Genomic DNA, 16,224 nt, shown 5'->3' with positions numbered 1-16,224 from the left:
CGTCAAGGGGGCCTCATGCAGCACGTGGCGACCGAGCCCGGGGGCGAGGAGCTCTCCCTCGCCGAGCGCGCCTACCGCGCCATCCGCGACCGGCTCGTCATGCTCGAGATCCGCCCGGGCGCGCCGATCAACGAGGACCAGCTGGCACAGGCCCTGGGCGTCGGGCGGACCCCGGTGCGCGAAGCGCTCAAGCGGCTCCAGTACGAGCGGCTGATCACCACCTATCCCCGGCGCGGCACCTTCGCCACCGATGTCAACATCACCGACCTGGCCCACATCTCCGAGGTCCGCCTGGAGCTGGAGCCGCTGGCCGCCGCCCAGGCCGCGCGGCGCGCCACAGCTGCGGACCGCGCGACCCTGACGGCCGTACGGCGGGAGCTGGAGGGCGTGGATTCCCGTCGGCGCGACGCCGACGAGCTCATGCGCCTGGACCTTCAGGTCCACCGCGCCATCTACGCCGCCACCCACAACCCGTACCTGGAGGACACCCTCGTCCGCCACGACAACCTGGCCACCCGCATCTGGTGCCTGTTCGTCGAGCGCATGTCAGACATGGCCGGCCATGTCGAAGAGCACGGACCGTTGATCGAGGCGATCGTCGCCGGTGACCCTGACCAGGCGGCGCAGCTCGCCCGCGGTCACGTCGAGGGCTTCGAGCGGGCCATCCGCGAGGCCATCTGAAGGAGGGGCGACACCACCTCCGGATACGTCTTCCTCGGCACCGTCACCGCTGCCGCACGCCGCACGCCAAGTCTGGCTCCGCTCGTGATCGAGGAGACAAGGCGTTAGGCGTCCCGGTATCGGTCCCGGACCTCGGGGCATTGCTGGAAACCGGCCGACTTGTAGGTGGCGACGGCGCCGACGTTGGAGCTCGGGGTGCAGACGATCGCGCTCGACGAGCCCAGCTCCCGGAGTGTGGCGGCCGCTGCGACGGTGATCGCCTGGCCGTAGCCGTGCCGGCGATGGTCCCGGTGCACGCCCATCGGTTCGAGCAACCCGGGCCTGCCCGGACCGGCCGACCACACCGCCACCGTCGCCACCGCGTTGCCCCGGTCGTCGTACGCGATCAGAGACCGGGCGTCGGCGTACGGCGATCCGGCCGCCATCGCGTGCCAGCCCTCGTCCGTGAACCTCGACCCGTCGAACGCTGCCCGATGTACGGCGGCGACCACATGCGCCTGCTCCGGCCCGGCCACGTCGATCCGCACGCCTGGGTCCTGCACCGGCTCCGTGAGGTCGCGGCGCAGTGGCGCCCACGGCTCGTCGACGTGCCAGCCGCCCTCGGCCAGCAGGTCTTGGACCAGTGCACCCATCGGCGCCTCGATGTTCACCCGCCCCGCGGGCAGCACGCCGCGCCCGGGCTCGCTCACGTCTTCAACCAACTGCTGCGCCAGCTCCTCGTCCCGGTGAGCGTCCGGCGCGATCGTCAGCCGCAACAGCCCGGGACCGTCCAGCAGCCCGACGGCGAGAATCCGTCCGTCCCGGTTCCACGTGCGGACCGCCGCGGCGGTCGCTTCCGCACCTGACCGCCAGAACCAACCCAGGTCCCCCGGATGCAGTTGCATCGGCGCCCCGTCGTACTGCCACTCCCGCAGCACACCCACAGCCTCGCGCAGCGCGTCGACTCCCGGCTTGCCCAACACCATCGCCATACGCCCGATCACACACCACCGCACCGACGGTCCGCACCCGGTTTCCGACCGGCCGGCGTGGTGCGGAGTCGGAGCTCTGGGAGGAGTACCCGCTGCCACCAGCAGCGGCAAGGGGCCCGGGCGCCCACAGATAGCCCTCGCCCACAGGAGCTCATACCGCACACCTGAGACCACCTGAGTCGTTGTCACTTCAGCAAAAGCAGATGGCAGACGGCAGACGGCAGACGGCACCGGGTGAACGAGTAGCGGAGGCGGCGAGCGATGGCGGTAGCAGAGGCGAGCGCGAGCGGGGCGGCGCAGGACGGGGAGGATGGGGTGGCTGGCCAGGGCGCGGTGCGTGCGGTGGCGCGGAGGTTGTTGCCGTTGCTGTTCGTGCTGTATGTGGTCAACTTCCTTGACCGCGCCAACATCGGCGTGGCCGCGTTGGCCATGAATACCGAATTGCACCTGAGCGCGACCGACTATGGAACCGCCGCCGGGATGTTCTTCGTGGGCTATGTGCTCTTCCAGGTGCCGGCTGCCGTGGGCTTGAAGCGGTTCGGTGCCCGGCGCTGGCTGGCGGGCGTGGTCACTGCCTGGGGGTTGTGCTCGGCCGCCACCGCCTTCGTTACCGACGCCCGCGGCCTGTACCTGGCGCGCTTCCTCCTCGGGCTCGCCGAGGCCGGGTTCTTCCCCGGTGTCGTCGCCTATCTGACCACCTGGTTCCCCGCCCAGCGGCGCACCCGTGCGCTGGCGGCTTTTCTGCTGGCCATTCCGGTGGCGACCGCAGCCGGCCTGCCCACCTCCGGCCTGCTGGTCGAGCATGCCGGCGTCTTCGGTCTCAGTGGTTGGCGGTCGATGTTCCTGATCGAGGCCGCGCCCGCCATCGTCCTGGGAGCCGCGGCGCTGCGCCTGCTGCCGGACTCGCCGCGCCGGGCCGCCTGGCTGACCGCCACCCAACGTGCGGCACTGGCAAGGGAGTTGGCCAAGAACACACCGCCGACCACCACCAGCCGTACCGTGTTGGGGCGGGTCGTGCACTTCGCGCTGGTGCAGGCGGGCGTGTGCTTCGCGGCCTACTCGCTGCAGTTCTTCCTTCCGCAGGCCCTCACCGCCCTCTTCCCCGGCGTGCACGCCTCCAGTGTCTGCGCGCTCGCCGCCCTCCCCTACCTCGTCGCGGCCCCGACCATGCTCCTCTGGAGCCGCCACGGTGACCACGCAGGACAGCGGGCCTCGCTGGTCACCGTGCCCATCGCCGTCGCCGCGCTCGCCGCCACCGGAGCCGCACTGTGCGACCTGCCCCTGGTCACCCTGGCCGCGCTGACCGTGACCGTCGCGGCGAACATGGCAGCCGTGCCCGCCCTCTGGAGCCGCTGCACCAGCTCACTGGCCGGCCGCCACTCCGCCACCGCCATCGCCGCGACCAACGCACTCAGCAACCTCGCCGGCTTCGCCGGCCCCTGGGTGACCGGACACCTCGCCGATGCCACCGGTGGCTACCAGGCGGTCTACGCCGTCCTCGCCTGCATCCTGGCCACCGCATGCGTCACAGCCCACCGACTCCCCACCAGCCAGGCCAGCCCGGCCAGCCCGGACGCTCCGAAGACACCAACCACGCACACGTCGGCCACGGTGCCGGACGGTACGGCCCGATGATGGGCCGGTACCGTCCGGCCTCGGCAAGGCGCACCTGACAGCGGCTTCCAATGCCTCCACAAACAGGCACAACGGCCCCGCCTGCAAGGCTGCTACGTACCCGCGGCGTCCCCAAGGCTGCTACGCACGCGCGACCTCCCAAGGCTGCTACGCACGCGCCGCGTCCCGTCGGGAGCGGACATGGCCGGGCACGGGAAAGCGCCCCTGTCCGGCTACTCAGCCAGCCCTGTGCCGCAGCGCTCGCAAGGTGATGTATCAGCCGCGCCTCGATCACCCATCAAAGCTGTCACGGCCCAGGAAGCTGAGCCTGACCGAGGGTTTTGCTGAAGCTGGGGCCGAGAGGCGTCGGCTCGCTCCCGTGTCATGGCGACCGACGCCGCCGTATTAGGGTGACGATCTGTTGCCGTGACATGGCCGAAAGCCGAGTAGCCGAGAAGGGGGTCCGACGGTGTCCGAATCGGGGCGGCTCATAGCCCGGCGGTATCGGCTGATCGAACGGCTGGGCCGGGGCGGCATGGGTACGGTCTGGCGGGCCGAGGACGAGGTGCTCGGGCGCCAGGTCGCCGTGAAGAAGCTACACGTACCGCCGCACCTGCACGACGACGAGGTACACACCCTCCACGAGCGGACCCGTCGCGAGGCGCGCAGTGCCGCCCGGATCACCCACCCCCATGTGATCGTGGTGCACGACGTCGTCGACGACGAGGGCCTGCCGTGCATCGTCATGGAGTACGTCCCCTCCGTCACGCTGAGCGATCTGCTCAAGCGGCAGGGTGCGTTGCCGCCGCGGGAGGCGGCGCGGATCGGCAGTGCGATGGCCGGTGCCCTGCGGGCCGCGCACGACGCCGGAGTACTGCATCGCGACGTCAAACCCGCCAACGTCCTGCTGGCGCACGACGGCCGGATCGTCCTCACCGACTTCGGCATCGCCGTGGTGTCGGGGACGCCCTCTCTGACGCGGACCGGGGAGTTGGTCGGCTCGATCCAGTACCTCGCACCGGAACGCCTGCGCAGCTCGATGGGCGAGCCCGGCCCGGCCAGCGACCTCTGGTCCCTGGGAGCGACGCTGTACCAGGCGGTCGATGGGCGCCCGCCGTTCCTCCGGGACACCGCGATCGAGACGGCGTACGCCATCGCCACCGCGGACCACCCGCGCCCCCGGGGCGCCGGTGCCCTGGCCCCGGTGATCGAGGGGCTGCTGGTCAAGGACCCCGCCCGGCGGATGGACGGCTCCGAGGCCCGTCGGCTCCTGGAGCAGGTGGCTGGAGGGCAGGCGCCCCACGTCCCGGCCGGCGCCCCTGGTAGCGAGGGGGCCGGCGGCACAGAGGAGGCCGGCGTGCGGAAGTTGGCCGGTTCGGTGGAGGCCGGCGTTGGGAAGTTGGGCGGTGCGGATGAGGCCCGCGTGGGGAAGTTGGCCGGTGCTCAGGTGCCTCCCGTTGAGGCGGCCACCCGGCGGGAGCCGGTGCGGGATGCTGTCGCCCCCGCGCGCCAGGGACGTGCCGGCCGCCGCCGGGTGCGTTGGCTGGTGCCGGCGGTGGCTGTGGTGGCCGGAGCCGGCGTGACGGGCGCCGTACTGCTGTGGCCCCCGGGCGACGGCACAACGGCGCGCACTCATCCCTCCACGACCAACTCCCCCCGGCACCGCCCCTCCACCAACCCGACTCCTCCTCCCCCACTGCCCTCCGGGTACCACCAGGTCAAGGTGGCACAGGGCTTCTCGCTCCCCGTCCAGGACGGCTGGAAACGCGACGACGCGCCCGACGGGGAGATCCGCTACATCGACCCGACCGGGCTGGTGGGCCTGCGGGTCGACGTCGTGGAGTTCGCCGGGTCGGATCCGCTGCGGCACTGGGAGGAGACCGAAGAGGCCCAGACCCGCCGGGACAACCCCGGCTACGAACGGGTCCGGATGAGCCGCACCACCTTCCGCGGACTCCGGGCCGGCTACTGGGAGTTCACCTTCGACGGCACACAGCGCGGATTCCGGGCCGTCGAAATGGCCTTCTCCGGGACGGACAGCACCCAGTACACGGTCTACCTCTCCGCACCAGAGGCAGAGTGGACCCGCTACCGGCCCGTCTTCGACACCACCATGAAGGGCATTCGGCTGCCGGACCAGGCGGGCAACTCCCCCTCCTGACCGGGCAGTCTCTCGTTCTCGTCCAGGATCTCGAATTCCAGGTCGCGCCCCGCCACCGCATCCCTACTGAGCGTTCCCTTTCGCCTTCTCTGCCCTCTTGGCCGGCGTACGGGAACACCGCCGAAAGCTACCGATCAGTTCGGGGCAACCGGACGCCAAGGAATGCCATCTCTGTGGTCGAAAGAGCCCTACAAGGCTCCAAGCGCCGAAGCCGCCGGAACCTCACACCATGAATTCCCGGACGCTTTGGTAGACGCGTCCTGCGTGATGCAGCGTTGTTTCCTCGTCCATCTCCATCACCGTTCCGTCATGCGCACTCTAACGAGTGGGGTAAGCGCGCGTGCCGGTCGAAGGGAATTCGCATGCCCGCATCCACAGCTGCCGTACGACGTCAGCGCAGAAACAGCCGCGTGACAATCGCCGTCGCCACCGCTCTTCTCTCCGGTGCGTCGGTACTCAGTTCGCAGGCGCCGGCCTTCGCCGAGGGCTCGTCCCCCGTTCCCGACACCATCTACGAATCCGACGACCAGGTCATGGCGGACCTGACCAAGTGGTCGCCGCTCCAGGATTCCGAGAGCGTGATGGGCCTGCCCACCGGCCTCGACGACAAGCAGGTCAACCTCTCGGACGTACAGGGCGGACAGGTCAACTACAGCCCCGATCAGGCCATCAAGGACGCCCAGGCCGCGGCCAAGACGTTCGCCGAGGACCCCAACACCAAGGAGCCTGCCCGCGAAAGCGCCAAGAGGCTCTATGAGCCCATCTCGGGACTCAGTGAATCGCCCAACTACACCGCCCCCGTCTTCACCGGCAAGGCTGGCTACAAGGACGAGTGGACCCAGGAAAATCTCGACCAGCTCTGCAATCGACCGAACCACGACCCGGCGCGCGTCGGCCAGAAGCCGCCCTGCGCCTTCGTCGGCAAGCTCACCGACAAGTATCCCCTCCGAGGCTCCGCCGGAGACGGCCTGGCCGGCGGTGGGAAGCTGACCTACAAGATCTCCAGCTCGGTGGCCGACGAGAAGAGCGAGACCGAAGGCTGGTCAATCGGCGGAAAGATCACACCGAAGATCAGCGACGGAAAGAACGAGCTTCCCGGAGAGGTGAATTTCACCTACAGCTACTCGTCCACCTCCACCAAGAAGCTGCAAAGCACCCTGGAAACCGACGTCGAGATGACGGTGCCCGACGGGAAGAAGAAGGGCTGGCTGGAGCCCCGCGGCAACGGCGGGTATTACACCGGCTATATCGTCTACCGGCAGAACAATGACAACGAGCAGCGGATGGTCGCCGTCCCGGCCCGCGTCTACGTCCAAGCCCACGACACCACCAGCCCGATCACCTGGTTCAAGCGCGTGATCTAGCCCCCACCGGCAGTCCATACGACGACGTGGCCTCGACCCGGGAAAGGGAGGGTCGGGGCCACACAGGGGTTTTCCCCGCGGAACTGGGGGGGGCGCCCTGCCAGTCTGCACCGTTGCGCGCACGGCCCGGGGGCCGTCTCCTTGGCGTGCGCAAATGACAACACCGGCCCGCGCCTTCCCATTGGGCCGTAGAGGTAGAGGCTGGTGAGGTGGGCGTGAGACAAGCCTGACCGAACCGGCCGCCGTACGAACGGATTTGAGATGACAGACGACCGTACGCAGCAAGGGGAATCAGAATCGGATGGTGGGAACGGGCACCCTGGAGCTGCCTCTGATGTTTCTGATGTTTCTGGTGTCTCTGATGTTTCTGGTGTCTCTGATGTTTCTGGTGTCTCTGATGTTTCTGGTGTCTCCGGCTCCTCCGGCCACTCCGGTCGCGGGCCCTCGACTGTGTCGGAGCCGCCGTTGGCGCACACGCCCCGCGTACGGCCGCCCCGCAACGGTCTTGGTATCGCCGCTCTCGTCCTCACTCTTCTTGGCATCATCGGCCTCATCGCCGGGCCGGTCTTCCCGGCCCTGTTCTGGGCGGCGGGGGCTCTGACCGCGACCGCAACAGTCCTGGGTGTCCTGGGTGTTGTCGGTGCCCGGAGAGCACAGCGGGCACAGCCGGCTCACACTGGCAACCGCGCCACGGCCGTGACCGGCGCGGTCCTCGGTGCCATGGCCACCGCGTGGTTCCTCAACGGCGCGATGGTCACCACCAACGCTTTCCCACAGGTCTCCTGCGCCGCCCCGACGGCCGGTGACGGCCAGCTCCGTTATGACACCACGCGGTGCTTCGAGGACGGGCTGCAGGTCACCGCGTCGCCCTCCACGCCATACGCCCCCAGCAAGGAAGAACAGCAGCGGCAGGACAGCAACACGCAGGGCAAGCGCATCGTGTCCGTGCAGATCACGATCCGCAACGGAACCACCGGCATGCTAGATACTAAGGAGCTCTACAGCATCGGGGCGAAGGACGCCCACGGACGCACGGCCGAACCCCTCTCCGAGGGCGACGATCATTCCAGCGGACTGGGCCAAACCCTGCTGCTGCCCGGCATGCAGAAAGTCATCACCCAGCGCTTCGCCCTCCCCCTGGACGCGGCCAGCCACCTTGAGGTGGGGGTCGACTTCGCCCGCGCCGCAGACAACCGCACATGGCTGACCACCCTGCACAACGAAAGCGCCGTCTGGAGCGGCCCTCTGCGATGACCCGGCGCCAGACCACAACAGAGCAAGGACGACGACGCCGAGGACGAAGACGAGGACGAGGACGACGACGAGAACGAGGCAGTCAACGAGTTGTCGCTGCCGCCTTGTTCATCACCTCCATCATGTGCTTGGGAGAGTCGGTCAAGACCGCGTAAGCGTCCAGTTTCTTGGCGGTGGTGTAGTCGTCCTTGGTCTCGATACCGATCAGAACGGTCCTGACCGAGGGGTGGGTGTGGAAGCAGGCCGCGGCGGCCAGGTCCCACATCAGAGCCTGCTTGACCGGGCTGCGCCCCTCGCCGAGGGTGAACTTCTCGGTCACCGTCACATCACGGCGCAACTCGAACGCGGCCCAGGTCCCGCTTCGCGGTGCGTTGAGGCAGTTGCCGGTGAGGCGGGAGGCGACCAGGCGCGTGCGGGTGGTGTCACGATCCTCAATCAGCCGCGCGTGGGGATAGGCCGTGATGGCGTCCAGATTGGGCTTCTCGGTGGAGTAGAACCGCACCCGCTCCCATTCCTTGCGACCCTCGCCCTCCAAGGCATCCAACGTCTTGGCGATCGCGGGCACCAGGGCCTGGGTGTCGGGTGACTTCATGTCCAGCAGCACCCCCATCGGCTGCGGAAGGTGCCGCAGCGCCTCCTCCAGCGTGGGCAGCAGCGTGGGATGCTCGCGGTACGGGTGTCCTCCGGAAGCATCCTTGAACTGGTAGCCGGCGTTCAGGCGGGTGAGCTGCTCGGAGTCGTGGTCTACGACGTTGCCGGTGCCATCGGTGAGCGCGGACAGGTCGGCGGGCCGGTACAGAACGGGGACGCCGTCCCGGCTGACCTGCACGCTGAGCCACATCATGTCTGCCTTGTGCGCCAGCGCGCCGTCGATGGCCCGCACGGTGTTCTCCGGGAAGTCCGCCGTGCCGGCCCGGTGGGCGATCACCAGCGGACGGCGGTTGTTGCCTGCGGACCGTCCTCCCGCGTCCGCGTCCGCGGACACCGCCACTCGTCCCTCGTCTGAAGCAGACACCCCTACGCGGTCCGGGACCGCGGCGGCCCCCACAGCAGTGGCCGTGACGGCAACCACCGCGACCAGACCAGCCGTCCACCGTCGTCTCACCGACATCACCACTGCTCCCCTCCCGAACCGGACACCTTCGCCACAGCTACCAGTAACCCACGCGCACAGGCCACCTCCACCGGCCTCAAACCCCACGGACGAGCGGATGAACACCGGCCCCGCTCGCCGAAACCCGCGCCGGTGAACAGCAACCGGGTTCGTTCCAGCAAGTTCAACAGGTGAGACTCACGCAGCCGTTGCCTCCCATGCCATTGGCCGCGTTCCGTAAAAACCGCGCTCACACCCACTCCAGGAGGCGTACTGTCTCGAGTCAGTTCGAGTCAGTTCGAGACAGTGGGACGCCCGTGCATCGGCATCCGCGACCTTGTGCTGATCTGGGCGACCCGGGAGTGTCCTCTACGACGAGACTCTGCAATAGGTGACTCAACGGGCACGTGCCACCGGGGACATCGGCAAAGCCGACATCGGAGCCCTGCTGATATGGAAACGGCTCAGGGCCGACACGCCATGGGCTGCTGCACTCATGGACCGCGCGGACGCCGACGTACTCCGCGCAACAGCCGCGGCCGCAGCCGCCGCCCGGGACACCTCCTCTGTCCCGCCCTACGACAAACACGGAATCTGAGTACGCGTACTCATGCGCCCGGCCCCGCCTCCCCGAAGGGTGGGGCCGGAGGTGCGGGGAATGAAAGAGACCCTAGCTAGCCGGTGGCGCCGAGTCCGCGGGCGGTGCGCCCAAGCGGGCGGACTCTTGCTGGCGTTCGTCCTGGTAGGGCTGACGGAAGCGTGCTCTCGCAAGCCGTCGGAGAAGAAGCTGCGGAAGCAAGCCACGTCGCCCTTGGCGGAGTCCCGCAGGGCGGAGGAGGAGCACAAGATCCGCGCCCTGATTGAGCGCCTTACCGCTGTTGAGGGCCTGGAGCACGTACTCACACGTTTCACTGACTCCTGTGCCAGGCCAGGCAACCGCTCGGTCTTCGAGAACAACCGGTCTCCGTACGTCCTTACGTGTGACATGAAGGCCGTCGCCTACTTCGGCGTCCGGGGAGACATCACCGACGTGCTGCCCCGGATCCGCGCGGCCGGCATCGCGACCTGGGGACGACAGGACGGCAAGGGGCGGGACCTGCCACACGCGGCCGGCACGGTTTCCTACGCACTCGACTATCACCGTAAGCGCGGCCGGAACCAGGACGGCAGCCTGATGCCCGCCCCGACGCTCACAGCTCCGGGGCTCCAGATCGACTGGGACCGGCCGGACCTCCCACTCCCGAACAAGGTCGAAGACCCCGACCCGTTCCCCCCAGTCGAGACAAGGATCTACCAGCGCTGCTCGACCGTCCCGCAAACCCCGATGAGCATGGCGGCTGCGCGGGCCCGATACGGCACCCTCCTGACTTTCAGCCTCGGAGGCAGGTGGAATCCCTCCGCGGAGAACTACTTCACCGTGCCCCGCCGGAAGTGAACCGTCGCAGCTGACCCCGCGGCCGCGAATACTCATCGACCACAGCATCAGCGGCCGCACCTGACACCGCTCAAACTTCAAGCTCACCTGGTTCGCCGGATATTGCTCATGTTCCCCACTGTTTGGTTCATGAGCGCCGGTTGCCTGGCTCGGTGGCCTGGGAAGAGCCCACGGCGCGGCCGAGGTAGCCGGCGATGCGGTCGAGCGCGGTCGCGTCGTGGGGCACCTCCTGGGGTGGGGCGAAGGAGCCACCGGGCGTCCGCGGCAGGCTGCCGTAGATCTCCCGTACCACCGGCAGGGCCGACTCGGCGAGGTCCGGGACGAGGTCGCGCGGGTATCCCATGGCCGTGGCCAGGTCCCAGCTGTGCACCAGCATCTCGATGACCAGTTGCTCGACGATCCGCCGGCCCGGAGCAGGCCCGTACCGCTGATCGAGCATCCCAGGGCGGTGGAAGGCGGCCCGCGAACCCTGCGCGGCGGCATGAAATGCCTCGACATGGTCATCGCCGAGGTGGTCGGCGCTGGTATCGGAGCAGGGTGTGCCGTCGGCCAGGCCGGCCCACATCCGGTTCTCCCGGACAAGGTGGTTGAGCAGGGCCCGCACATCCCACCGCGCGCAGGGGGTTGGCAGGTCGAACTGGTCCCGGTCGACGGCGCAGACGAGGCCTTCCACAGTGGTCAGGACCCTGTCGCAGGCGTCGAGCACTCCCCCGGGCTGCCATGCGTCGGCCCCCGTGTCGTACAAGGTGTCCAGTTCACGGGCCCGGGCCCCGGGATCGGGATGGGTGCGCAGCGCGGTCTTCAGCCAGTCACCGGCCGCTGCCATGTCGGGTCGTACCGGCCAGCCGTTGATGGTGCACATCAACTGCCAGTACCGCTCGACCTTGGTGTCGCTGACGGTCTCCAACTGGTCCAGCAGCACGCGGCGGGAGTGTGCCCCGTCGGCGTGCACGACGTTGTTCGTACGCGTCTGCGTGGGGATCCAGGCGGTGACGACGGCGGCGACCACCTGGTCGGCCGCGGGTGAGTCCGCAGCGATCCCGTACCGTATCGCGGTGTTCACCAGTTGCGTCCACTCGTCGGTGAGCCGCTGGGCTTCTCGAAGCGTGCTGTCGTCGTGGTCGCCGGGGGCATGCTCTGCCGCGTACCGGGCCATGCGTCGCATCCCCGTACGTAAGTCTGAATCCGTTACCAGTTCGCTCAATTCGATCCAGGCGTCGACCTGCTCGTCGGTGGGGTTGTCGGGGAGGTCCGGGGCTGCGGCCAGCAGGCCACGGCGGTAGGCCGGCGCGTCCAGGCCCGTGAGCGTCTCGGTCAGGAAGTCATGGATGAGCGTGCAGCGTTCGGCGGCGGACAAACGGGCGGTTCGGGACATGAAGGCGAGTCCTTCGGCTGTGGTGGAACGGCGGGTGACGGAGCGCAGCACCGCCTGCCGCGTGCGCAGCGCGCGGATCTGCACCTCCAGCGCGTCGACATGGGCCGCGGCCACTTCCGCGAGGGTGTGCTCACGGTTGAGGACCTCACGGATCTGCGGCAAGCCCAGTCCAAGGTCCCGCAGGGTCCAGGCCAGCTCCAGACGGGCCAGGGACTCGGAGTCGTAGACGCGGTACCCGGCGGCGGTGCGCCCGGCTGGCGGTACCACGCCGATGTCGGACCAGTGCCGGATGAGCTTCACCGACAGCCCGGTCCTCCGCGCAATCTCCCCGATGCTCCACAACCCCGCGTCTCCGACGTGCATGTGCCCCACCCTTGGCTCTCCCACAGTGGGAGAGTCAACCAGCCCGACGCCTACGCCTTCCCTTTCCCCTGCCCTTGCCCTTGCCCCTGCCCCTGCCCCTGCCCCAGGACTCATAGAAGTGTGGGACCGGCAGCCTGGCCAGCGGCGTCACGATCAGAGAGGCTGGGGAGCATGCTGCTGCCCCTCTCTGCTGCGAAGTCCGAGTTCATCGAAGTCGTCCGCATCACCGATCCTGCCAGGCACCTCATGTCGCAGGACCTCAACGGCGACGCTGTCGCGATCTGGGACGGCGAACAAGCCCAGCAAGCCCTGTCTCTGATTCACGACCTGCCAGGCAGCGAGATGTACCGCTGCTTCCTTCCTGGCTGGGGAATCCGGGCCCACAGCTCCACCCATCCACTGTTCGAGATCGCCTTCTGCTTCCGCTGCCACGGAGCACGCATCTGGGGCCCAGACGTTCCAGCCACACTGCAGAACCAGACTTTCGACGCCGGGAGCACTGCCGCACGGGAGCTACTTCGCCGTTTTCGCGCTTGCACACCGAGCTGACGTATCCGTCTTTCCATCGGCCCGAGATTCGGACAGTGCCGCTGAATCTCTCTCCCCCCTCGTCGACGGAGAGGCGTGTTCGCCCGCTGGAGGGGCACCTCACGGCGCGCGTCACCTTCACTCATCGACCGTCAGATCACCGCGGCGACGACGGGAGGACGTTCCAACGCGACCGGAACAAGGGAATGACCTGAGAATCGATGCGAGAGGCGCGGGCCGCTCGGCCCACTGCGAGGAAGGTGAGGTGCGTTGAAGTACCGCCGGCTGGGAAATGAAGGCCCCGAGGTGTCCGCGATCGGCTTGGGCTGCATGGGTATGTCCGTCGCCTATGGGATCCCGGACGAGGAGGAGTCCCAACGCACCCTGGACCGCGCCCTCGACATGGGCATTACTCTCCTGGACACCGCCGACGCCTACGGACAAGGCAGCAACGAGGAGTTGGTCGGCCGCTGGTTGCGCAGACATGCTCAGGAGCGTGACCGGGTCGTCGTGGCGACCAAGTTCGGGCTCCGCCACGACGCGGCCACGGGCCGGGTCGTCGACGTGGACACCTCGGCCGCCTACGTTCCCCACGCCTGCCGCGCCTCGCTGCGCCGCCTGGGTGTCGATCACATCGACCTCTACTACGCCCATCGCCGCGACCCGGCCACTCCCATCGAGGAGACTGTCGGTGCCATGTCCCAGCTGGTGCAGGCCGGTCTGGTACGCCACATCGGACTGAGCGAGGTCAGTTCCGCGACGCTCCGCAAGGCCCACGGCGTTCACCCGGTCAGCGCGGTTCAGGTGGAGTACTCCCTCTTCACCCGCAGCGTGGTGGAGGGTGAACTCCTCGCCACCTGCCGGGAATTGGGCATCGCCATCGTGGCCTACTCCCCTCTCGGGCGCGGCATGCTCACCGGTGCCCTCTCCGCCCGCGGCGACCTCGCCCCGCACGACAACCGCCGGCGCTGGCCTCGGTTCGCCGACGAGAACATCGAGCGCAACCTGGCACTCGTCCGGGCCGTTCGGGATGTCGCCGGGCGGATCGGCTGCTCGCCCGCCCAGGCCGCGCTGGCCTGGCTGCTCGCCCAGGGCGAGGACATCGTGCCCATCCCCGGCACCAAGCGCCGGCGCTACCTTGAGGAGAACGCCACTGCCGCGTCACTGGCCCTGACCGACGCCGACCTCGATCTGCTGCGCAAGGCCGTACCGGAAGAGGCCGTGGCGGGCGAGCGCTACCCGGAATCGGCCCTGAGAAGGCTGGGGCACTGAGCTGTTGGCTCTCCGCGAGAGAGAGAGTGTCTGGGAGAAGGCATGTGCAGCGCCCACCTCGACGACGGCGAATCACGTCACCGTCCGAAGGCCCCTCACCGCCCGAAGGCCCCTCACCGTCCGAAGGCCCCTCACCGTCGGGCGGGCAACAGGCAGCGTCACGCCTCGGTGCCCACCTTCCAACTCCCAGCCCCAGCTCCCAGCCCCCGGGCCCAGTCCTGCACTTCGGGGTCGGTCAGGCTGGCGCCCAGCCAGTCGTGGTCCAGTTCGGCTCCTGCGAGGGACGGTACGACCGCGACGTAGAGCCCGGCAGCCCGGGCCGAGGCGATGCCCGTGGCCGAGTCCTCGAAGGCGACGGAATGCTTCGGGTCCGCACCGAGGGTCTCGCATGCTGTGAGGTAGAGCTCTGGGGCGGGCTTGGGCGAGCGTACTTCGTCGGCGGCGAAGGAGTGGGCGAAGCAGTCGGTGAGGCCGGCCGACCACAGTGCGACATCCAGCAGTTCGCGGGGGCTGTTGCTGGCCACGGCGATGGGTACGGCTGCCCGACAGGCGCGCACCAATTCCGCCGCACCGGGGAGGGCTGCGGCGCCCCGGGAAAGCTCCTCGCGGACTCTTCTGAGCAGTTCGGCGGCGAGTTCGGCACCGGCGTCGGGACGGCCCAGATATTGGGCCATGGCCTCTCCAGCGGCCTCCACGCTGCGGCCGATGACCAGGGCCTTCTGCTCGGGACCAAAGGGATGGCCGTGCGCCGCGAAGATCGCCGTTTCCGCAACGGTCCAGCAAACTTCGGTGTTGACCAGCAGGCCGTCGCAGTCGAAGACCACGGCCTCGGCGTTGATGGGGAGCGAGCTCATACGGATGTCCTTTCGCGCCCGGTGAGGTAAGGATGAGGAGGCCCAACTTCAGGGAGAAAGTCCCTATTGGGTCCAGGGTGATCATGAGTGATCACCCTAGGGCGGCAGCCTTGGAGCGTCCACAATTCCTGCCCGAAAGCGGGCAGGAATCCTGCATTTACGTATGAACATCGAGCAGCACACCCGTCGCCGACGGACCTGAACCCCCACAGTTCGCCCGAAATGCCCCACTCAACGGCTTATGTCAGGCAAAGCTGCCGCCCCTACTCAGCGCTCAGCTGCGTCGCCCTACCAGCGTCTCCGCCGTATCGGTCCGGGCATACAGGATGCTGCGGCCGACCCGGGTGGGGCGGACCAGGCCGGCGTCCCGGAGCGCGGTGAGGTGTTGGGACGCCCCGCCCACCGTGAGCCCGGCGAGCGCGGCGAGTTGGGTGGTGGTCGCCGGCTCGTGGAGCAGGGTGAGCAGGTGCGCCTTGGGCCTGCCGATCACGCGGGTGAGCGCGGTGGAGGGAGCGGCCGGGCGCGACTCCCAGATGGTCGCGGTTCCGCGCGCCGGGTAGCGCAGGAGCGGCTGCCAGGGAGGAGTGGTGAGCAGCGAGATCCGGGGCCAGGCGAAGGCGGACGGGGCGAGGACCAAGCCCCGCCCGTTCAGTTCGACGGTCCCGGAGCGGTTGTTGCGCAGCCTGACTGCGAGCCTGCCGCCCTCCCAGCGGAGGTTGGCATCCAGGTCGGCGAAGAGCCGGCGGCCTCCGCCGGTGGACAGCAGATACGCCCGGTGGCGAATGTCGGCTTCCAGGACCGCGCGGATGCGCGGCCAATACGGCGCCACCGCCAACTCCCAGTACGCCTCGATGGTGGTCGCCACCTTCTCCACCGCCGCGGCGGGATCCGGGTATCGGGGCAGTCCCAGAGCATCGAGATCGGCGTGGATCCGTTCCACGGGTTGGGCGCGGATCGTCGCGAGTTCGAGCTGGATGTCCGGGGCGGAGGTCATCGGAGCCGGCGCGACGAATGCGGCGACCTTCGGCGTGAGGAGTTCGGTGACCGGCCGCAGGTCCAGCCGCGCCCGCGCAAGCCGAGGTCGTACGGCCGCGAGCCACGGTTGGTGCAGGGTGTGACTGTCTGGGCGGGTCAGTACCCGCAGGCTCGCGATCGCCTCCCACAGCGGGGAGAGCGCCAAGCGGGTCAGCGCGAGGTCCTCGGTGGTGAACTCCAATTCAAGCACCCACTGAGTTTAGGTATTTCTGAACTCATGGCGG

The 16,224-nt window shown here is 68.7% G+C and carries 13 protein-coding genes; 8 read left to right on the top strand and 5 right to left on the bottom strand.

The genetic code is table 11. The annotated features are described in order from the left end of the window. Positions 1–15: 15 nt before the first annotated feature. Entirely contained in the window at positions 16–681 is a 666-nt protein-coding gene (locus tag AB0E02_RS00965; protein ID WP_362134549.1) for a GntR family transcriptional regulator, read from the top strand. A gap of 104 nt (positions 682–785) precedes the next feature. On the opposite strand, the gene AB0E02_RS00960 is transcribed toward AB0E02_RS00965, so the two are convergent. Next, on the bottom strand, positions 786–1,652 hold the full coding sequence (locus tag AB0E02_RS00960; RefSeq protein WP_362134547.1) for a GNAT family N-acetyltransferase: 867 nt from the start codon (positions 1,650–1,652) through the stop codon (positions 786–788). A 315-nt stretch (positions 1,653–1,967) separates the two neighbouring features. On the opposite strand from AB0E02_RS00960, the gene AB0E02_RS00955 reads away from it, so the two are divergent. From AB0E02_RS00955 to AB0E02_RS00940, 4 genes are all read left to right on the top strand, one after another. Then, positions 1,968–3,287, top strand: a complete 1,320-nt coding sequence (locus tag AB0E02_RS00955; protein ID WP_362134545.1) for an MFS transporter — start codon at positions 1,968–1,970, stop codon at positions 3,285–3,287. 448 nt (positions 3,288–3,735) lie between these two features. Next, complete coding sequence (locus AB0E02_RS00950; RefSeq protein ID WP_362134542.1) at positions 3,736–5,427, top strand: serine/threonine-protein kinase; 1,692 nt, start codon at positions 3,736–3,738, stop codon at positions 5,425–5,427. Positions 5,428–5,837: 410 nt separating this feature from the next. Continuing rightward, entirely contained in the window at positions 5,838–6,791 is a 954-nt protein-coding gene (locus AB0E02_RS00945) for a hypothetical protein (RefSeq protein ID WP_362134540.1), read from the top strand. 465 nt (positions 6,792–7,256) lie between these two features. Beyond that, a complete protein-coding gene (locus AB0E02_RS00940) occupies positions 7,257–8,045 on the top strand; it encodes a hypothetical protein (RefSeq protein WP_362134538.1) in 789 nt (262 codons plus the stop codon). Positions 8,046–8,127: 82 nt separating this feature from the next. Here the strand turns inward: AB0E02_RS00940 and AB0E02_RS00935 are convergent, their stop codons facing one another. Further along, entirely contained in the window at positions 8,128–9,030 is a 903-nt protein-coding gene (locus tag AB0E02_RS00935) for a glycerophosphodiester phosphodiesterase family protein (RefSeq protein ID WP_362134536.1), read from the bottom strand. A gap of 766 nt (positions 9,031–9,796) precedes the next feature. Here AB0E02_RS00935 and AB0E02_RS00930 point away from each other — a divergent pair. Next, the gene (locus AB0E02_RS00930) at positions 9,797–10,573 is read left to right on the top strand and encodes a hypothetical protein (protein WP_362134534.1); all 777 of its coding nucleotides are present in this window, start codon (positions 9,797–9,799) and stop codon (positions 10,571–10,573) included. Between the two features lie 127 nt (positions 10,574–10,700). Here the strand turns inward: AB0E02_RS00930 and AB0E02_RS00925 are convergent, their stop codons facing one another. Beyond that, on the bottom strand, positions 10,701–12,311 hold the full coding sequence (locus AB0E02_RS00925; protein ID WP_362134533.1) for a TIGR03086 family metal-binding protein: 1,611 nt from the start codon (positions 12,309–12,311) through the stop codon (positions 10,701–10,703). 171 nt (positions 12,312–12,482) lie between these two features. Between AB0E02_RS00925 and AB0E02_RS00920 the strand changes: the two genes are divergently transcribed. Next, entirely contained in the window at positions 12,483–12,860 is a 378-nt protein-coding gene (locus AB0E02_RS00920; protein ID WP_362134531.1) for a hypothetical protein, read from the top strand. Positions 12,861–13,109: 249 nt separating this feature from the next. Further along, positions 13,110–14,111, top strand: coding sequence for an aldo/keto reductase (locus AB0E02_RS00915; RefSeq protein WP_362134529.1), 1,002 nt, complete (start codon positions 13,110–13,112; stop codon positions 14,109–14,111). Between the two features lie 158 nt (positions 14,112–14,269). Here the strand turns inward: AB0E02_RS00915 and AB0E02_RS00910 are convergent, their stop codons facing one another. Further along, positions 14,270–14,965: an HAD family phosphatase gene (locus tag AB0E02_RS00910; RefSeq protein WP_362134527.1), complete on the bottom strand. Its 696-nt coding sequence runs from the start codon at positions 14,963–14,965 to the stop codon at positions 14,270–14,272. A gap of 274 nt (positions 14,966–15,239) precedes the next feature. Further along, positions 15,240–16,190 carry a DUF5937 family protein gene (locus AB0E02_RS00905; RefSeq protein ID WP_362134525.1) on the bottom strand — a complete coding sequence of 317 codons (951 nt, stop codon included), beginning with the start codon at positions 16,188–16,190 and terminating at the stop codon, positions 15,240–15,242. Positions 16,191–16,224: the final 34 nt, after the last annotated feature.

This window comes from Streptomyces sp. NPDC048196 (assembly GCF_040652715.1).
In the GTDB taxonomy this organism is placed as follows: domain Bacteria; phylum Actinomycetota; class Actinomycetes; order Streptomycetales; family Streptomycetaceae; genus Streptomyces; species Streptomyces siderophoricus.
This window is presented reverse-complemented; position numbering and strand designations above follow the sequence as displayed.